This is a genomic window from Proteus sp. G2669 (genome assembly GCF_009915245.1).
Taxonomy (GTDB): domain Bacteria; phylum Pseudomonadota; class Gammaproteobacteria; order Enterobacterales; family Enterobacteriaceae; genus Proteus.
In genome coordinates this window covers 1-20,423 of the sequence record NZ_JAABLX010000020.1, presented here as the reverse complement: position 1 = coordinate 20,423, position 20,423 = coordinate 1, and the positions used below count along the sequence as shown (strand labels likewise).

At 38.1% G+C, this 20,423-nt stretch carries 16 protein-coding genes; 11 read left to right on the top strand and 5 right to left on the bottom strand.

Translation table 11 applies throughout. From position 1 onward, the window contains the following. Nucleotides 1–266 precede the first annotated feature (266 nt). The 3 genes from GWI68_RS05485 to kdsB all read left to right on the top strand — a co-directional run bounded on the left by GWI68_RS05485 (nucleotide 267) and on the right by kdsB (nucleotide 1,843). Nucleotides 267–482, top strand: a complete 216-nt coding sequence (locus GWI68_RS05485) for a cold shock domain-containing protein (RefSeq protein ID WP_023581324.1) — start codon at nucleotides 267–269, stop codon at nucleotides 480–482. A gap of 415 nt (nucleotides 483–897) precedes the next feature. Next, a complete protein-coding gene (locus tag GWI68_RS05480) occupies nucleotides 898–1,077 on the top strand; it encodes a Trm112 family protein (RefSeq protein WP_004244593.1) in 180 nt (59 codons plus the stop codon). A 4-nt stretch (nucleotides 1,078–1,081) separates the two neighbouring features. Further along, nucleotides 1,082–1,843: a 3-deoxy-manno-octulosonate cytidylyltransferase gene (kdsB, locus tag GWI68_RS05475; protein WP_099074994.1), complete on the top strand. Its 762-nt coding sequence runs from the start codon at nucleotides 1,082–1,084 to the stop codon at nucleotides 1,841–1,843. Nucleotides 1,844–1,923: 80 nt separating this feature from the next. On the opposite strand, the gene elyC is transcribed toward kdsB, so the two are convergent. Further along, nucleotides 1,924–2,754 carry an envelope biogenesis factor ElyC gene (gene elyC, locus GWI68_RS05470; protein WP_166539633.1) on the bottom strand — a complete coding sequence of 277 codons (831 nt, stop codon included), beginning with the start codon at nucleotides 2,752–2,754 and terminating at the stop codon, nucleotides 1,924–1,926. Between the two features lie 375 nt (nucleotides 2,755–3,129). On the opposite strand from elyC, the gene cmoM reads away from it, so the two are divergent. From cmoM to GWI68_RS05430, 8 genes are all read left to right on the top strand, one after another. Further along, complete coding sequence (cmoM, locus tag GWI68_RS05465) at nucleotides 3,130–3,903, top strand: tRNA uridine 5-oxyacetic acid(34) methyltransferase CmoM (protein ID WP_166539632.1); 774 nt, start codon at nucleotides 3,130–3,132, stop codon at nucleotides 3,901–3,903. Nucleotides 3,904–3,912: 9 nt separating this feature from the next. Continuing rightward, complete coding sequence (gene mukF, locus GWI68_RS05460; protein WP_072069667.1) at nucleotides 3,913–5,235, top strand: chromosome partition protein MukF; 1,323 nt, start codon at nucleotides 3,913–3,915, stop codon at nucleotides 5,233–5,235. Continuing rightward, nucleotides 5,216–5,947, top strand: coding sequence for a chromosome partition protein MukE (gene mukE, locus GWI68_RS05455; protein WP_166539631.1), 732 nt, complete (start codon nucleotides 5,216–5,218; stop codon nucleotides 5,945–5,947). The genes mukF and mukE overlap by 20 nt, the downstream gene beginning before the upstream one ends. After that, nucleotides 5,944–10,404, top strand: coding sequence for a chromosome partition protein MukB (mukB, locus tag GWI68_RS05450; RefSeq protein ID WP_166539630.1), 4,461 nt, complete (start codon nucleotides 5,944–5,946; stop codon nucleotides 10,402–10,404). The genes mukE and mukB overlap by 4 nt, the downstream gene beginning before the upstream one ends. A gap of 225 nt (nucleotides 10,405–10,629) precedes the next feature. After that, nucleotides 10,630–11,343, top strand: coding sequence for an acid phosphatase AphA (gene aphA / locus GWI68_RS05445; RefSeq protein WP_166539629.1), 714 nt, complete (start codon nucleotides 10,630–10,632; stop codon nucleotides 11,341–11,343). A gap of 351 nt (nucleotides 11,344–11,694) precedes the next feature. Further along, nucleotides 11,695–13,422 carry a L,D-transpeptidase gene (gene ldtD, locus GWI68_RS05440; RefSeq protein ID WP_166539628.1) on the top strand — a complete coding sequence of 576 codons (1,728 nt, stop codon included), beginning with the start codon at nucleotides 11,695–11,697 and terminating at the stop codon, nucleotides 13,420–13,422. Between the two features lie 329 nt (nucleotides 13,423–13,751). Then, nucleotides 13,752–14,300 (top strand): YcbK family protein, encoded by a 549-nt coding sequence (locus tag GWI68_RS05435; RefSeq protein ID WP_072062789.1) that lies wholly within the window; start codon nucleotides 13,752–13,754, stop codon nucleotides 14,298–14,300. A 37-nt stretch (nucleotides 14,301–14,337) separates the two neighbouring features. Further along, nucleotides 14,338–14,988, top strand: coding sequence for an MBL fold metallo-hydrolase (locus tag GWI68_RS05430; RefSeq protein WP_072069661.1), 651 nt, complete (start codon nucleotides 14,338–14,340; stop codon nucleotides 14,986–14,988). Nucleotides 14,989–15,138: 150 nt separating this feature from the next. Here GWI68_RS05430 and GWI68_RS05425 read toward each other — a convergent pair whose 3' ends face one another. The 4 genes from GWI68_RS05425 to GWI68_RS05410 all read right to left on the bottom strand — a co-directional run. Continuing rightward, nucleotides 15,139–16,329 (bottom strand): amino acid aminotransferase, encoded by a 1,191-nt coding sequence (locus GWI68_RS05425; protein WP_166539627.1) that lies wholly within the window; start codon nucleotides 16,327–16,329, stop codon nucleotides 15,139–15,141. Between the two features lie 449 nt (nucleotides 16,330–16,778). Next, on the bottom strand, nucleotides 16,779–17,867 hold the full coding sequence (locus GWI68_RS05420; RefSeq protein WP_279542474.1) for a porin: 1,089 nt from the start codon (nucleotides 17,865–17,867) through the stop codon (nucleotides 16,779–16,781). Nucleotides 17,868–18,207: 340 nt separating this feature from the next. Next, nucleotides 18,208–19,608: an asparagine--tRNA ligase gene (gene asnS / locus GWI68_RS05415; protein ID WP_166539626.1), complete on the bottom strand. Its 1,401-nt coding sequence runs from the start codon at nucleotides 19,606–19,608 to the stop codon at nucleotides 18,208–18,210. A 227-nt stretch (nucleotides 19,609–19,835) separates the two neighbouring features. After that, the coding region (locus GWI68_RS05410) for an IS3 family transposase (RefSeq protein ID WP_166539075.1) at nucleotides 19,836–20,423 on the bottom strand (588 nt) is incomplete at its 5' end.

Genomic DNA, 20,423 nt, shown 5'->3' with positions numbered 1-20,423 from the left:
ATTTTATTTATAGGTGCGCAATAAAATATCTTCCTCATGTCATCTTTTTGTCATGTTGATACTGTAAATATTGATTGAGCCTTAGAATATTCATCAAGTTTAGCTATCACGGTTTTGAACATTTATATTAAATAATAAAATGCACTACTTAAATTAATGTGTTCAGAATTTAATTGGGGTTTTATATAAGAAGACATAATAAAAAGTAGGATGCATTAGTATAGAAAAATAAAAACTATACGAAGAACAAAAGGAGTTTATCTATCATGACATTACAATTAAGAATGGGTCGCGTTAAATGGTTCGACAATAACAAAGGTTATGGTCTTATTGTTGCAAGAGATATTGAACAAGAAGTTTATGTCAATAAAAAAGCGATTGCCAATACAAAAAACAAAGCATTAACAGAAGGTCAAGACGTTGAATTTTCTGTTATCAGAACAGCCGCCGGCCTAGAAGCTGCTGATGTTATCGGATTTTAAATAAGGTTTTACCTTGTTGATGATGTAGTAGAAACGATAGTTTAACACCGAGATTAAATTATCGTTTATACCTATTTTGGGGCAGGTAAGGTCAAATAGCTTACTACCAAACCGAATAAGTAATATAAAAGAGTTATAACGTTAATTAGAATGCAATAAAGATAATAAAAAGGTTAAATTATTATCAATAAAAGTGGAATGTAATTCTTTATTAATGATGTTGCAGACTCAACGATAAAAAGCCACATTAATGTGGCTTTTTTGTTGCTTATAGTAAAAAAGAAAATAATAAATTTATTAATAACCAAAATAATTTTCGAATTATCACTAAACGAGAGGCTTTGAGTATTAACGCTGATCCTTCCTTATGATATCCTTTTGCTATATAAAATGATTAACCCTTGAGAGGGAAAAAATGGATCACCGCTTACTTGAAATTATTGCTTGTCCAGTTTGCCACGGCAAACTTATCTTTGATAAAGAAAATTCAGAGCTTATCTGCAAAATTGATCATTTAGCTTATCCTGTTCGTGACAATATCCCCGTTCTTCTGGAGAATGAAGCAAGAGAATTATCACTAGAAGAGGAAAAGTAACTTCATGTTCACGGTCATAATCCCTGGTCGATATGCATCGACCCGCTTACCGGGTAAACCCCTCGCGGATATTCACGGTAAACCTATGATTGTTCGTGTTATGGAACAGGCTATGCGTTCTGGTGCAAACCGTGTCATTGTCGCAACCGATAACTTAGATGTTGTTGCCGCTGTGGAAAAAGCGGGTGGGGAAGCCTGTATGACCCGAGAAGATCACCATTCGGGTACAGAACGTTTAGCTGAAGTCATTGAAAAATACCAATTTGCAGATGACGAGATAATCGTTAACGTACAAGGTGATGAACCTCTTATTCCTCCCGCAATTATTACTCAAGTTGCTGAAAATTTAGCAAGTTGTGGTGCAGGAATGGCAACATTGGCAGTGCCTATTGTTGATTCAAAAGAAGCGTTTAATCCTAATGCAGTGAAAGTGGTTATGGATGCAAAAGGTTTCGCACTTTATTTTTCTCGTGCAACCATTCCTTGGGAAAGAGACCGTTTTAACTTATCACACGATGAAATTGGTGAGCATTATCTCCGCCATATTGGGATTTATGCTTATCGCGCTGGCTTTATACGTCGATATATTACTTGGGAGCCAAGCCCATTAGAATCTATTGAAATGTTAGAGCAACTGCGGGTATTGTGGTATGGCGAAAAAATCCATGTTGCAAAAGCATTAGAAGTTCCTGGTGTGGGTGTTGACACTCAAGATGATCTTATTGCAGCCAGAGCTGCATATCGAGCACTTAACCAAGAGTTCTGATCTTTTAACGGACACAAATCAATTTCAACGGCACTTAAATTAAGTGCCGTTTTTGTATCAGTAAGCAAAAATATTTCTAATTACTGGTTTTCTTCTTTATCTGATTGATGACTTTCATTTTCAGAAATAGTAGCGGGTTGCCCAGCAGGTTTAACTGATTGCCACATTGAGCCTAAAAACTCATACCATGCACGTTCACTATGCTGAAAATATGTCGCTGAAGGGAAATATTTTTCCCAAGGATGTAATGGTGAAGTGATAGCCAATTGATTAGCTGGTGCAACGATAGGTTTCATGCCTCTGGCTAAAAAGAAACGTTCAGCGCGTGCTAAATGGTTAGCGGACGTCACAAGTAAAAATGGTTTCTTACCAATTAATTTATCAACTTCATAGGCTTCTTCTTCAGTATCTTTCGGTGTTGATAATGCGATAGTCCTTTCAGGAGGTACACCCAAAGATTGTGCTACCTGAGCCGCTACCTCAGCACTACTTATCTGATTAACACCTGCACCACCTGTAAAAATTAGCATCGCATTAGGATTACGATAATAGAGTCTTACACCTTCAGCAACACGAAATAGACTATTGTTAAGAAGATTAGAACTGGGTGCCCAATCGGGGTTATAAGTAAATCCACCACCCAAAACAACAATATAGTTCACATCTTGTTGTGAATTTTCTCGTAATTCATAACGAGCTTGATACTCTTTTTCACTTGGCATTAATAGTGTATCAGCAACAGGCTGTATGCCTAAAATCGTCAATAAAATAAGAACAACAGTGAGTAGGCTTTTTCCAGTTTTTTGCCAACGAGTAAACCAAAGTAGTGCTAATGCAAAAAAGGCGATTAATAAGAGCAAAGGCAAGGGCATCAGAAAGCCTGCAACATATTTTTTGAGCAAAAACAGCATAAATCATCCTAGATTGAGTGAAATACATGCAATTGATAGCGAAAGCTTAGTGAAAACTAGGGGAATTCCAAGACGTTGTGTCAAAATAGCTAACACAACAACGTTTCACTAAGTTTTCATCAATAGAAATAAAGAACCGTTTAATTATTTATAAAACGATAAACGTTTGAACGTTAATTTTTTCATTAATAAGCGTTATATTTATACTGCGCTTTGCGAATAATCTGATTCATGACTTATTTCTTTAGAGAAAACAGTCAGTATCATAGAACACTGGTAAAATTGCCGTCTTTATTTATGTACAGTGTCTCATATTTTTGAATTTATCAGAACGCAAAGAGCGCAAGTAGTAAGTTGTTATCATGAGGCGTTTTAATGTCAGATCGTAATTTTGACGATATTGCAGATAAATTCTCCCGCAATATCTATGGCACAACAAAGGGTAAAATACGTCAAGCGGTGATTTGGGAAGATTTACAACAATTATTGACCCTCTTACCTAGCCGGAGTTTGCGTATTTTAGATGCAGGTGGAGGTGAAGGTTATTTCTCTCGTCAGCTTGCTAAATTAGGACACCAAATTATCTTATGTGATTTATCACAAGAGATGCTAAATCGTGCACAAGAGGCTGCGATTGAAGAGGGTGTTGTCGAGAACATGACGTTTATTTGTTGTGCAGCTCAAGAGATTAAAGAGCATATAGATGAAGGGGTTGACTTAATTCTATTTCATGCAGTATTGGAATGGATCACGGATCAGAAAGACGCCGTAAATGTTCTTACCGATATGTTGTTACCTAATGGTATCTTATCGCTGATGTTTTACAATGCGAATGGTATTGTCATGAGAAATGCGATATTGGGGAATTTTCATCTGGCAAATCCTGAAATTCCTCGAAGAAGAAAAAAATCATTATCGCCTCAAAATCCATTGCAACCTGAAGATGTTTATCAATGGCTGACAGAATTTTCAATGACAATATTAGGAAAAACGGGAGTTCGTGTTTTTCATGATTATTTACAAAGTCGCCAGTTGCAAAATAAAGATTTTCCATCGTTGCTCGCATTAGAGCAACGTTATTGTCGGCAAGAGCCCTATATCAGTCTGGGGCGTTACATTCATGTCATGGCACAAAAGCGTGTAAATTAAGGATGTACTATGAGTGATTTTACCCAGACCGTTCCTGAGTTAGTGTCTTGGGCGAGAAAAAATGATTTCTCAATCTCACTGCCACCTGAAAGATTAGCTTTTTTGATGGCAGTCGCTGTATTAAACAGTGAACGCCTTGATGGTGAAATTAGTGAAGGGGAGTTAATTGACGCCTTTAGAGAGGTCTGTAAAGGCTTTGAACAACCCGCAGAATCAATTCAAGTTCGTGCCAATAATGCCATTAATGATATGGTTAAGCAGCGGCTTTTTAACCGTTTTACCAGTGAATTGGTAGAAGGTAATGCAATATATCGGTTAACGCCGTTAGGTATTGGAATTAGTGATTATTATATTCGTCAACGTGAGTTTTCATCGTTACGTTTATCTATGCAGTTATCTATTGTAGCGGGAGAACTCGATTCTGCTGCAAGTTCTGCTGAAGATGGTGGCGATGAATATCATTGGCATCGTAATGTTTTTGCGCCACTGAAATATTCAGTTGCAGAAATTTTCGATAGCATTGATTTGTCACAGCGAATTATGGATGAACAGCAAAATACAGTAAAAGAAGATATTGCGGCATTATTAAATCAAGACTGGCAAGCTGCTATATCAAGCTGTGAACAACTGTTATCTGAAACCTCTGGCACATTAAGAGAGCTACAAGATACGCTTGAAGCCGCGGGTGATAAACTTCAAGCCAATCTATTGCGTATTCAAGAAGCAAACATGAATACAGGTCATGTTGATCAAATAGATACGTTAGTATTTGAGCTACAAAGTAAGCTAGACCGTATTATTAGTTGGGGTCAGCAATCTATTGATTTATGGATTGGCTATGATAGACACGTCCATAAATTTATTCGTACTGCGATAGACATGGATAAAAACCGTATATTCTCTCGTCGATTACGTCAATCAGTACAAAACTATTTCGACAGCCCATGGGCATTAACTTACGCTAATGCAGATAGGTTGTATGATATGCGTGATGAAGAACTGACTTTACGAGATGAAGAAGTTACAGGTGAATTACCTGAAGAACTCGAATATCAAATGTTCAGTGAAGTGAATGAACAAATAGCGCAATGGGTAGAGCAAGAGCTTGCTTCTTACAAATTAGAGCAAAGAGCATTAGATCTCAGTTCAGTATTAGTTGAATACCTTGATCGTTACCCGCAGCAGAAACATTTTGATGTTGCCCGTATTGTGATTGATCAGGCGGTACGATTAGGTGTAGCAAAAGCTGAGCTCGCAGGATTACCTGCAAAATGGTCAGAAATTAACGAATATGGAGCTAAGGTACAAGCGCATGTCATCGATACATACTGAACAATTTATGCCAGCAAAGTTGGCGCAGGCATTAGCGAACTCACTTTTTCCTGAACTGGATAGCCAGTTACGTGCAGGTCGACATATTGGTATAGATTCTCTGGATAATCATGCCTTCTTGATGGACTTTCAAGATGAATTGTCAGATTTTTATGCGCGTTATAATGTTGAATTAATCCGAGCTCCAGAAGGTTTCTTCTATCTACGTCCTCGCTCAACTACGCTTATTCCTCGTTCTGTACTGTCTGAAATGGATATGCTGGTGGGGAAAATTCTTTGTTATCTCTATCTTAGCCCAGAGCGATTAGCGAATCAGGGTATATTTACTGTTCAAGAGCTATTCGATGAATTAAGAACACTAGCAGATGAAAATAAATTATTACGTTTAGTGAATCAGCGTTCCACCGGTTCTGATCTTGATTTGCAAAAACTGCAAGAAAAAATGAGAACCTCTCTGAATCGTTTACGTCGTTTAGGTATGATCTCATTCTTATTAAATGACTTACAGCGTTTTTCAATAACAGAATCAGTGTTCCGCTTTGGTGCTGATGTGCGCAGTGGTGATTCACCACTGGAAGCTCAAATGCGAATGATCCGTGATGGTGAAGCGATGGCGCTTGATACAGGATCAGAGACACCAAATGATGATGAAGAAAATGAAGATGAGCAATTACAATCAGGTGAAGATGATGCGGAGGAAGAAAATAAATGATTGAACGTGGAAAATTTCGCTCATTAACACTGATCAACTGGAATGGGTTCTTTGCTCGCACTTTTGACTTAGATGAATTGGTGACGACATTATCAGGCGGGAATGGTGCTGGTAAATCAACCACTATGGCTGCATTTATCACAGCAATGATCCCTGATCTGACTTTACTGCACTTTCGTAATACCACCGAAGCTGGATCAACAAGTGGTTCTCGTGATAAAGGTTTATATGGGAAGTTACGTCCTGGCGTCTGTTACGCTGTATTAGATGTGATCAACTCACGTCATTTACGTGCTGTGGTAGGGGTGCGTTTACAGCAGATTGCTGGTCGCGATAAAAAAGTTGATATCAAACCCTTTATGATCCAAGGGCTGCCGATGGCAGAAAACCCGACAGAAATTCTGACTCAAGCTGTTGCAGATCGCCAAGCAAGGGTTTTACCACTCAATGAATTAAAAGAAAAAGTTGAAGCCATTGATGGGGTTGTTTTCAGACAATTTAATTCAATTACTGACTTCCATGCAGTGATGTTCGATTTGGGGGTTATTCCTAAACGTTTACGTTCAGCGAGTGATCGCGCTAAATTTTATCGCTTAATTGAAGCTTCATTGTATGGTGGTATTTCAAGTGCGATTACACGCTCTCTACGTGATTATTTACTACCTGAAAATAGCGGAGTCAGAAAAGCTTTCCAAGATATGGAAGGCGCACTACGTGAAAACCGAATGACGCTTGAAGCTATTCGTGTCACTCAATCTGATCGTGACTTATTTAAGCACTTAATTACAGAAGCGACATCTTATGTTGCAGCTGACTATATGCGCCATGCCAATGAACGACGAGTTCATCTTGATGAAGCTTTAGAAGTTCGCCGTGAATTATGGAGCCAGAGAAAATCCATTAATAACGAGGCATATCGTTTTGTTGAAATGGGTAAAGAGCTGGAAGAGCAACAAGCACTTTCTTCTGATCTTGAAGCGGATTATCAAGCAGCAAGTGACCGATTAAACTTAGTGCAAAATGCGGTTCGTCAACAAGAAAAAATTGACCGTTATGTTGCCGATGTGGAAGAGATAACTTTTCGCTTAGAAGAACAAAGTGAAGTGGTTGAAGAAGCCGCGTCTAAGAAAGAAGAACTTGAAGCACGTGTAGAATCGGCAGAAGAAGAAGTCGATGAACTGAAAAATCAGTTAGCAGACTATCAGCAAGCATTAGATGTACAACAAACACGCGCTATCCAATATCGCCAAGCTGTACAGGCTTTAGAGCGTGCTAAAGCACAATGTGATATTGCTGATTTAGATGAAAGTAATGCTGATCAGTGGGCTGAACGGATCCAAGCGAAAATTCAAACCATTACTCATTCATTGCTTTCAATGGAACAGAAACTTAATGTTTCTGAAGCAGCGAAAACACAGTTTGATCAAGCTTATAAATTGGTTAGCGCCATTGTTGGTGAGGTTGATCGTAAAGATGCTTGGAGTGCCGCCAAAACGGCATTACGCGAATGGTCTTCGCATCGACACCAAGCGGATAGGGTTCATCCTATTCGTATGCAATTAGCAGAATTAGAGCAACGTTTACATCAGCGAAACAATGCTCAACGCCAACTTGAAGAGTTTAACAAACATCATGGCAAATCGATGGAGCCAGATGATCTGTTAATTTTACAAGATGAGCTAGAAGCTAAAATTGAAGAGCTTAGCGATTATGTTAATGAGTCTGGCGAACATCGTATGCAAATGCGCCAAGAGCTGGATCAACTCAAACAACAAATTGAAAAGCTAAAAAAACAAGCCCCAGCATGGCTTGCGGCACAAGATGCATTAACGCAACTGTGTGAGCAAACTCGTCAATCTTTTGAAACGGGTCATCAAGTAACAGAATATATGCAACAGTTACTTGAAAAAGAGCGTGAAGCCACCGTATTACGTGATGAAACAGCAACACGCAAACAACAAATTGAAGCGCAAATTGAACGTTTAAGTCAGCCAAGTGGTGCTGAAGATGGACGGTTAATTACGTTAGCAGAGCGTTTTAATGGGGTTTTATTATCAGAGATTTATGATGATATTACATTAGATGATGCACCTTATTTCTCAGCGTTATATGGCCCTGCACGTCATGCCATCGTTGTACAAGATCTCTCTCTTGTTCAGGCGCAATTAGAAACATTAGACGATTGCCCAGAAGATCTCTATTTTATCGAAGGCGATCCTCAATCTTTCGATGACAGTGTGTTTAATGCACAAGAGATGGATAAAGCGGTTCTTATCAAGAGCTCAGATAGACAATGGCGTTATTCTCGCTACCCTGAGATCCCACTTTTTGGTCGTGCCGCGCGTGAAAATCAATTAGAAATATTATCTCGTCAACGTGATGAACTTTCTGAACTTTATGCAACGCAAGCTTTTGATGTGCAAAAAATTCAACGTGCACACCATACCTTTAGCCAATTTGTTGGGCAACATATTTCAGTTGCTTTTGAAGCTGATCCTGAAGCGGATATCCGCCAGCTTAATCAAAGACGTAATGAGCTAGAAAGAGCATTAGCACAGTATGAAGAAAGCACTCAGCAGCAACGCCAACATTATGCTCGTGCCAAAGAATCACTGAATTTGCTTAATAAACTGATCCCTCAAGTGAATATCTTGATGGATGAAACATTGATTGACCGTGTTGAAGAGCTACGTGAAGAGCTGTATGCCGCTGAAGAGTCTATGCGCCACTTACAGCGTCATGAAAAAGCACTCGCAACCCTAGAGCCTATTGCGTCAATTTTGCAAAGTGATCCACAAGAGTACGAGCAATTAACGCAAGACTACGAACAAGCAAAAGCAGAGCAACAACGTTATCAACAACAAGCTTTCTTGCTGGTGGAAGTAGTACAACGTCGTGCGCATTTTAGTTATAGCGATGCTGTTGAGATTGTGAGCGAAAATAGTGATCTTAATGAGAAACTACGCCACCGTTTAGAGATGGCAGAAACTGAACGCGCTACAGCAAGGGAGCTTTATCGCCAACAACAAGCACAATGTGCTCAATTTAATCAAGTGCTCGCATCATTAAAGAGTTCTTTTGATACTAAATCTGAATTGCTTAGAGAGCTTGAGCAGGAGATGCGTGATACGGGGATACATATTGATGTTGGAGCAGAAGTAAGAGCAAAAGAACTACGGGATCAACGTTATTCTGCAGTTAGTGCTAACCGTACTCGTATTAGCCAACTTGAACGCGATATCGCACTGAGTGAAGCCGAACGCGATAATCTGACCAAAAAAATTCGTAAACTTGAGCGTGATTACACTCAAATCCGAGAGCATGTTGTGAGTGCAAAAGCGGGTTGGTGTGCAGTGATGCGATTGGTGAAAGAAAATGGTATGGAACGTCGTTTACATCGCCGAGATTTCGCTTACCTTTCTGCTGATGAATTACGTTCAATGTCGGATAAGGCGCTAGGTGCATTACGTCAAGCTGTTGCTGATAATGAATATTTACGTGATGCATTACGTCGTTCTGAAGATGCTAAATATCCTGATCGTAAAGTTCAGTTCTTTATTGCGGTATATCAGCATTTAAGAGAGCGAATTCGCCAAGATATTATTAAAACCGATGATCCCGTTGATGCAATTGAACAGATGGAAATTGAGCTTGCTCGCTTAACGGAAGAACTGACAAGCCGTGAACAGAAATTAGCGATTAGCTCACGAAGTGTCGCGAATATTATTCGTAAAACTATTCAGCGTGAGCAAAATCGTATCCGTATGCTAAACCAAGGTTTACAAGCGGTTTCATTTGGCCAAGTGCGAGGAGTTCGACTTAACGTCAATATTCGTGAAAGCCATCAAGTGCTTCTTGATGTGTTATCAGAAGAAGATAATCAATACCAAGACTTATTTAAAAACCAAAACCTTACTTTCTCTGAAGCGATGGCGAAGCTCTATCAACGCTTAAATCCACAAGTAGATATTGGGCAACGTATGCCACAAACAGTGGGAGAGGAGCTGTTAGATTATCGTAATTATTTAGAAATGGATGTCGAGGTTAATCGTGGACCAGAAGGGTGGTTAAAAGCGGAAAGTGGCGCGTTATCAACCGGTGAAGCGATTGGTACTGGTATGTCAATTTTGGTGATGGTTGTACAAAGTTGGGAAGAAGAATCTCGACGCTTAAGAGGAAAAGATATTTCCCCTTGTCGTTTGCTTTTCCTCGATGAAGCTGCACGTTTGGATGCGAAATCTATTGCAACGCTATTCGAACTTTGTGATCGTTTAGATATGCAATTAATCATTGCAGCACCAGAAAATATCAGTCCAGAAAAAGGTACAACTTATAAACTCGTTCGTAAAGTGTTCAATGGTACTGAACATGTTCACGTTGTCGGTTTAAAAGGTTTTGGTCAACACGCAGAAAAAGATAAAATTGCATCATCAAATGTTGCTGAAATAACAGAATAATTTTATTTGGGTAATCAGCTACAAATAGGCAAATAGAAGGCGCTACGGGCATATACTCATAGTGCCTTCTTTTTTCAAAGTGTTAGATAGATCAAAAAATGAAAGTAAATTAACAAAAAAATGAAAATTTAAATGATACAACGTGCGCTATATCTCATTTAAATGTAAGCGTGATGTCTATGATTATTGCCGTATGTGATTAATATAAAAATTAAAGGAAAGAAAATGCGTAAAGTCACGTTAGCTTTTAGTGCAATTGCTTTAGCGTTAAGTTTAAATGGCGCGGCAATGGCAAAAGTTCATATGCCAGAAGTTGTAAACCCAGGTGTTACTGTTGCTCAATTAGCACAACAACAACCAATTAATTGGGTTTCTGTTGCAGAAATCGAGAAAAGTTTAGTTGGTCAAGCACCAATGGCTGTTGGTTTTGATATTGATGATACTGTTTTATTCTCAAGCCCAGGTTTTTACCGTGGTAAACTAGAATATTCTCCAAATGATTTCAGTTATCTGAAAAACCCAGAGTTCTGGGAAAAAATGAATAACGAGTGGGATAAATTCAGTATGCCTAAACAAGTCGGTATCGATCTTGTTCAAATGCACTTAAAACGTGGTGATACTGTTTATTTCATTACTGGTCGTACTCAAACTAAAACTGAGACTGTGACCAAATATGTTCAAGAAGGTTTAAATATCCCAGCTGATAAAATGCAACCTGTTATTTTCGCGGGTGACCAACCAGGCGCAAATAATAAAGTAAGCTGGATGCGTGATCATAAACTGAAAATTTACTACGGTGATGCTGATGCCGATATCGCAGCAGCAGATGAACTGAATATCCGTGGTATTCGTATTCTGCGTGCAGCTAACTCTTCTTACCAACCACTGCCAAAAGCAGGTCAGTTTGGTGAAGAAGTCGTTATCAATTCAGAATATTAATTTTTACCCTTTGTTTACCTTTATTTGTAAGGCGTAGGAAACTACGCCTTTTTTCTATCTAAAAATACCTTTCATTTAAATAAATTTATTTAGCAAATTTTAATTCTTAATTTTTATAAAACGCTTACTTTTATTTGTCTGTTTTTTACCCTTTGGTTATTTTTCCATATAAAATAATATTGTGAATATAAAAACAGCAAAGTAGTCTTTTTATGATTAAATAAAATCAAATTCCCATCAAGGGTTTATAAAACTTTAAAAATATTAGTTTATTCCTATAAAACTCTTTTCCAAGCTCATCTAATATTCTAGGATACCAAAATAATAATAAGGGATGAGGGTAGAGGATTTATGGCGCACCAACCAATTAAAAGAGCAATCGCATATTCAGTTGTTATAGGCACACTGCTTTCAGGGCATTACGCTGTGGCAACTGAAACTGAATCAGTTGTGTTATCTACACCCGAAACAGAAACTGAGACATTAGTGCCTGTCATTAATGAAACGATGCTAGCACCCGCCAACGTGGCAATGAATATCCCACAAGTGACTGAGTTAGAGGCAAAAGCAAAGTTACAGTCGTGGCTCCCAATAGGATATAAACCATCATATTTAACTCAACTGGTAAAAGTCTACCAAGCGAATAACCTCGTACTTATTTGGCAAGATGAAAAAATCGCACAGCAATTACAAGAACAAATTGCAGAAGTGGCTATTTCAGGTATTCAGCCTCAATTTGGGCAATGGTTAGTACAATTAGAAACACCAGAGTTAACAAAAGAAGGGCGTGATATTATTTTATCAGACGCATTTCTTGGTTATATCAGTTTTGTTGAGCAAGTGAATAAATCAGGTGCATCTTTACTGTATCGAAATGCTACACAAACTTTGCCATCACCATCGGATAAATTCGTGGTTGATCTACAACAAAATATTCAAAATAACACTTTAGGCAGTTTCGTTATTTCTTATGCACCTTCTCATCCTTATTACAGTTTAATGAAAGAAGAAGTGCGCAAGCAATTACATAGTGCGGTTGTTTGGCCTGAAATGAAAGGAACAGGATCATTAAAGCCAAATCAATCCTCTGAAGAAGTCTTAGCACTTAGACAAATTTTGCGCCATTTAAAACTGATCCCTGAATTAGCAGAAAATGAACAAGAAATTGCAACAACTGTTTATGATGCGCCTTTAGTTGCGACTGTTAAATTATTTCAAACGGCTCATGGGTTAGAGCCAGATGGTGTTATAGGGCGACAAACGCGAGTGTGGTTGAATATAACCCCCGCACAACGTGCCAGTATTATGGCATTAAATATTCAACGTCTTCGGTTAACACCGGCCATAGGTGATACTGGAATTTGGGTGAATATTCCTGATTTTTCACTCTATTTTTATGCCAATAATGAGCTTATTCTTGATTCAAAAGTGATTGTTGGCAGACCAGATAGAAAAACGCCGATTATGAGCAGCGCGCTGAACAACGTAGTGGTTAATCCACCTTGGAATGTGCCAACAAGCATGACACGTAAAGATATTGTGCCTAGAGGTAAAGCTGATCCTAGCTACTTTAGCCGTAAGGGATATACCATTTATTCAGGGTGGGGGAATGATGCTTATCCTATTAACCCTTATGACATTGATTGGCAAAATATGAGCGCAAATAACTTCCCTTACCGAATTTGGCAGGCTCCAGGGCCAACAAACTCATTAGGGCGTTATAAATTTAATATGCCAAATTCAGATGCGATATATCTGCATGACACTCCAAATCATTCATTATTCTCAAAAAACATGAGAGCAATCAGTTCAGGTTGTATTCGTGTAAATAAAGCCTCTGAGCTTGCTTCAATTTTATTGGGTGATGCAGGATGGAAACAAGATAGAATTGATGCGGCATTAAAACGTGGTTCAACACAATATGCCCCAATTCCTGAACGTATCCCAGTTTATTTATATTATCAAACCGCATGGGTAGCGCAGGAAAATGCACCTCAATATCGTGCAGATATTTATGGTTATGACAAAAGCATTTCAAATGCCCAACCTTATTTAGAGAATATTAAGAAATACTTGTAATATAAAAAAGTATAAATTGAATAAAGGGTGGCTAAATTGGTCGCCCTTTATTTATATATAAATCAATGAGATATTTTTATATATTGTATTTTTTAATAAGAAAACTGAAAAAATAATAAATATACAAAATATTTTTAAAATTTCCATTAAAAATAGAATAATAAAAAGAGTCTTTAGTATAAATAACTAAATTAATAAGATTTGAAATGCTGATAAATTAAAATGAATCGTTATTTACAATACTATACAAACTATAAGAAACAATTCGGGAAAAATATTGTCATAATAAAGGTTCTTCCTCCTGAAATAATTTTTTGAGTGCATATACTATGGATATTATTGATTCACACCGCCGTAAGTGGCTGGGGCTCGGTATGGCCGCAGTGGGGTTAGGTTTATTGCCTTCTCATGCTTTTGCTTCATTAGCTACACCTCGCCCAAAAATTCTTCGCTTTAATAATTTAAATACTGGTGAAACTATTAAAGCCGAGTTTTTTGATGGAAAACGTTATAATAAACATGAGCTTGCTAAACTAAACCATTTGTTTAGAGATTACCGACAAAATAAAATTAAAACAATTGATCCCGCCCTGTTTGACCAAATCTATTTACTGCAAGTAATGCTGAATAACAATAAACCCGTTGAACTTATTTCAGGTTATCGCTCTTTAGTGACCAATAATAATTTGCGCCAAAGCAGCAGTGGTGTCGCTAAGAAAAGCTACCATACTCGCGGACAAGCAATGGATTTTCGCTTAGTAGGCACAGAACTTTCAAAAGTTCGTCAAGTGGCGCTAAGAATGAAAGCGGGTGGTGTTGGATATTATCCGAGAAGTAATTTTGTGCATATTGATACAGGACCTGTTCGCTCATGGTAATCTATTGAGAATTAGTTAATAGAGAGTGGAGTGATTCATGATGTATCACATTGTACCTGTGACAAACTATATGCAAAATTGCACCCTTATTTGGTGTGATGAAACGAAGGAAGCGGCAATTGTTGATCCTGGTGGAGATGTCGAAACGCTTATTGCAGAAATCGAAGCCCGCCAATTAACATTAACCAAAGTATTATTAACACACGGACACTTTGATCATATTGCTGGCACCTCTCAAATTGTTGAGCATTTTAATGTTCCTGTTTATGGGCCACATAAAGATGATAGTTTTCTACTTGAAGAATTAGAACAACAGTGTCGTATGTTTAATTTTCCTTGTGGAAAATCATTTACACCAGATAGTTGGTTAAATGAGGGTGATACCGTGACAATCGGTAAAACAATTTCGTTATCTGTTTTACATTGCCCTGGTCATACACCAGGACATATTATTTTTGTTAATCACCAGAATAAACTTATTTCAATGGGTGATGTTTTATTTAAAGAAAGTATTGGTCGTACCGATTTCCCGCGTGGAAACCATGCCGATCTTATTGCATCAATCAAAAATAAAGTCTTACCTTTAGGTGATGATTATTTGTTTATTCCGGGACATGGCCCTATGTCTAATTTAGGTCATGAGCGCCAATACAATCCGTTTTTACAAGATGAAATGCCAATCTGGTAATAGTGGCTATAAGCGAATAAATATGAAAGCTCTTTATTATAAAGAGCTTTTTTATCAGTAAAAAATGAGATTTATATTTTTATTGATCTAAATAAAAATACCACGTTATTAATAACGTGGTATTTATCTTAATTACACTTTATAAGGTAATTAGAGTACTGCAACAATGGCTTCACATAGTGGAACCATATTCTCAAGAGTTAAACCAGCTACGTTAATACGACCTGAGCCTACGATATAAATACCGTATTCAGCGCGTAAACGCTCAACTTGCTCTTTATTTAAACCACTAAATGAGAACATACCATTTTGGTCAATAATAAAGCTAAAGTCTTGCTTAGCACCTTTTTCTTGTAGTGTCGTCACTAACAATTGACGCATACGCTGAATACGTTCGCGCATGGTTGTTAGCTCTTCAATCCATTCTTCTTTTAACTCTGGATTAGAAAGAATAGTTGTTACTACTGAAGCACCGTGTGCTGGTGGGTTTGAATAGTTGGCACGAATAATTGCTTTTGCTTGGCTAAAGGCTTTTTCAGCAGTGTCGCTATCTTTGGTGACAATGGTACATGCACCTACACGTTCATTATAAAGACCGAAGTTTTTAGAATATGAACTAGCAACAATAAGCTCAGAATTTTTTTCTGCAAATAGGCGTAAGCCTTGTGCATCTTCTTCAAGACCGCGAGCAAAACCTTGGTATGCAAAGTCAAAAACAGGTAACCAGCCTTTTTCTGCTGATAGTTCAGCTAATTGACGCCATTGTTCTTCAGTTGGATCAATACCGCTTGGGTTATGGCAGCAACCGTGGAACAGAACAACATCACCCGCTTGAGCTTTAGCAAGGCTTGCTAACATGCCTTCAAAATCTAACCCACGATTTTTTGCATCGTAATAATCATAATTGCAGATCTCAAGACCTGCAGTTTGGAAAATATTATTATGGTTAGGCCAAGTTGGATTACTTATCCAGACGCGTTTTGCCGTGGTTTGTTGAGCAATAAAATCAGCAGCAATACGCAAAGCACCTGTACCACCTGGAGCTTGTGCTGTACGTGCGCGTTTTTCAGTGATAATAGGGTGTTGTTCACCAAACAAAAGTGCTTGGGTCACATTGCCAAATTCAGGGATACCGCTAATAGGAAGGTAATTTTTAGTGGTTTCGTTTTCTAACAGGTATTTTTCTGCTTTCTTAACAGTGGTTAAAACAGGGGTTTTACCTGTTTCATCCTTATAAACACCAATCCCTAAGTTAATTTTGTTTTCACGAGGATCAGAACGGAAACTATCAGCTAAACCCAGAATAGGATCGGCTGGTGCAGCAATGATTTTCTCAAACATAGTGTAATTGTTCCCTAAGCTCAAAACGAAGCCGAAATATGAGTATCAAGAGTAACGCTATGAGGCCTTTTTGCCAACTGTTTGTAGAGAAATTAACAAGAAGTTGTGAACTAAGTGAGAATAAATAGCAAATCAAGATGTAAATAAGTGAATATCCTGTGATTACATTAACATGTAAAAATAATCACTAAAAAGACATAATTGTTTAGTATGATAAACTTTTTGCGATTATTAAAAATAAAGAAGTGGTAATATTTTTCAGTGAATAAATAAACAGATCCACTGTCAATGCAAAAATAAAAAGAAAGAAAAATATTAAGAATAAGAAGAAAAAAGCGGGCTAAATAACAAGAGATTAAGATTGGAAGTAGGGGGACAAATAAAAAAGCAACACCGAAGTGTTGCTTTTCAAATCAATTAACTTGACTGTTTAATTACCTAAGCGGTAATTAGAACTGATAAGTCAGACCTAAACCAACTACGTTGTCGTCGTTGATGCCCAGTTTGTTATCAGATTTGATCAGGTTGATTTTGTAATCAACAACTGCAGTCATGTTTTTGTTAAATTTGTAGAAAGAACCTACAGAGATATATTTAACTAAATCTTCGTCGTTTACGCCTTTAACATCTAAGTCTTTACCTTTAGATTGAACGTAACCTAAAGATGGTTTCAGACCTAATTCTTTAAAGTCATACTGTGCAGTTAACTCGATGTTTTGAGTTTTGTTAGCAATGTTGCCTTTGAAACCAGTCATGTTACGAGTTTCACCGTACATAGCTGCTAAGTAAACATTGTTAGCTGCGAATTTACCACCAAAGTTCCATGCTTCTGCACGTTCACCTTTAGCTGTGCTTAACTTTTGTTCTGCAGTACGTGATGAATTAGAGTAACCACCACCCAGAGTTACGCCCCAACCTAAGTTGTAAGCTGTAGAGAAACCAAAACCGTCACCATTTTGTTTTTTAACATCGGTACGTGTGTTAGTAGTTTCTGAGTTATTTTTACCTTGATATTGCAGAGCAAAGTTCAGGCCATCAACGTAACCGAACATATCAGTGTTACGGTAAGTCAGAACACCAGTAGTACGACCAGTCATGAAGTTGTCAGTTTGTGACATTGAGTCGCCGCCCCATAAAGGCAGAACGTCTGTCCATGCGTTGGTGTCGTAAATTACACCGTAGTTACGACCGTAGTCTACTGAACCGTAGTCAGCAAATTTAAAACCAGCGTAAGCGAAACGAGCACGTGAGTCTGTTTCACCTTCTTGTTCACCAGTACGAACTTCGTATTCAAAACGACCGAAACCAACTAAATCTTTATTGATTTGAGTTTCGCCTTTGAAACCGATACGAGCACGAGAAGCGTCACCGCTTTCTTTACCGCCGTCTCTTTCAGAGTTAGCGAAGTAATGACGAACGTCAACTTTACCGTAGATGTCTACTTTGTTGCCGTCTTTGTTATACATTTCAGCTGCGTTTGCTGCACCAGCAAACATTAAAGCTGGGATTACCACTGCAAGAAGATTGCGCTTCATCATTATTATTACCCTCATTGGTGTTATTCAGACACCTTTGCCACTGCCAGAAATAGTTTCTTAATTTTTATGGAACTATTTATGAGAGTTAAGTGTCGTCTGTGTCGGGTGACAGTGTTCCATTGGTAAAAAATTTTATCTACCCCCAATTTGCTACAAAAACGAAAAAAGTGTAACAAATTGTAACTATGTATTTCAAAGTGTGTATTTTGGGGAACTTTTGAATTAAATAACAGCCATGCATAAAAAAAGCCAACCTTGCGGTTGGCTTCTTCACTTAAGTAAAACTAGTACAATAAAACAGCAATGCAAATTTCCAGTTGAATATTAATTAATCACTAAATTAAAAATCTGCATTTCTTGGTGTACGAGGGAATGGAATAACTTCACGAACGTTTGCGACACCGGTCACATAAGCGACTAAACGTTCAAAACCTAAACCAAATCCTGAATGAGGCACTGTGCCATAGCGACGTAGGTCACGATACCACCAGTAGTCTTCTTTATTCATTCCCATTTCTTCTAAACGTTTATCAAACATATCTAAACGCTCTTCACGTTGAGAACCACCGATGATTTCACCAATTCCTGGTGCTAACACGTCCATTGCTGCAACTGTTTTACCATCTTCATTCATACGCATATAGAATGCTTTGATATCTTTCGGGTAGTTTTTTACAACAACAGGTGCTTTAAAGTGTTTCTCTGCAAGATAACGTTCATGCTCAGAAGAGAGGTCAACACCCCAATAAACTGGGTTTTCAAATTTCTCACCACAGTTTTCAAGCACAGTGACCGCATCGGTATAATCGATTTGAGCAAAATCAGAAGTGATAAAGTTCTCTAAGCGTGAGATAGCGTCTTTATCGACACGTTGTGCAAAGAACTCCATATCATCTTTACGCTCTGCTAATACGGCTGCAAAGGTGTATTTCAGCATTTTTTCGGCAAGTGCCGCGATATCGTTAAGATCAGCAAATGCCACTTCAGGCTCAACCATCCAGAATTCAGCAAGGTGACGACTGGTATTTGAGTTTTCAGCACGGAATGTTGGACCAAAAGTATACACTTTGCTTAATGCAGAGGCATAAGTCTCACCATTTAATTGACCTGATACGGTTAAAAACGCTTCACGGCCAAAAAAGTCTTCACTGAAATCGACTTCGCCTTTATCTGTGCGTGGCAGATTGTTCATATCAAGTGTAGAGACACGGAACATTTCACCTGCACCTTCAGTATCAGCCGCAGTGATCAGTGGCGTAGAAACCCAGAAGAAGCCTTGTTCATCGAAGAAACGATGTAGTGCTTGTGCTAATGTGTGACGAACACGAGCAACTGCACCAATTAAGTTAGTACGAGGACGAAGGTGAGCAACTTCACGTAGGTACTCAATACTATGACGTTTGGCGGCCATCGGATAAGTTTCCGGATCATCGACCATTCCTACCACAATAATATTGGTGGCATGAATTTCAAAGTTCTGTCCCTGGCCCGGAGATTCAACAATTTTACCGGTGACTTCCACAGAACAACCTGTGGTTAAGTGCAGCACTTCATCTTGATAATTCGGTAAATTATTATTAATGATGGCCTGTACTGGATTAAAGCAGGAACCGTCATAGACGGTAAGAAATGAGATACCAGCTTTTGAATCTCTTCTTGTACGTACCCAACCGCGAACGGTGACGTCTTCGCCAACCGCGATACGGCCTTGCAGTACGTCGACTACAGGCGCAACGATCATAAATAAATCTCTCTTCGTTTAATTAAAATAATTGTTTGGTTAATTCACTCTGCCCCTGTCGGACAGTTTTTCTATGTTACTTGCAATAGCGCAGGAAACAAGTAGGAAATTTTAGTTTAAAGAGTCAATAAAGAAGAGAAAAGCTTTTGTATAAAATAAATTGACAAAAATAGGAGAAATATTGATAAAAGTAGGGGTGACTAGTCCTGATATAGGTTGACAACTTTTCAGGCATAAAACGCTCGATGTACTTCATCGGGCGTTTTATAGTTTAACGATAAGTGTGGCCGTTTTTCATTATAGAGTTGAATTGATTCTTCTACTAATTTTCTTGCTTGTTCCAGATTACTCGGTTTTATCAGTAGATACTCCATTTTTAATATTCCATTAATTCGTTCTGCTAAGGCATTTTGATAACAATCATACCCATCAGTCATAGAACATTGAATATTATGCTCTTTATGTATCTTCTGATATTCCGAAGAACAATACTGTATCCCTCGATCTGAATGATGGATTAACGAAGTTGTCGAAGTCCGTTTTTTTAACGCCTGAACCAACGATTTCTTCACTGAACTTGTTTTCATATTGTTATCTAAATGATATCCCACGATTTTTCGTGAATACGCATCCGTAATTAAACTTAAATAAGTATCACCTTCATGCGTCGATAAATAGGTAATATCTGCCACCCAAAGCTGTTCTGGTTGTGTGGGGATAAACCCTGACTTAATTAAATTTGGATGCCGATGAAAACGATGATGGCTTAAGGTTGTTCGATGATAAGCCCGTTTATTAGGCACCAGTAACTGATG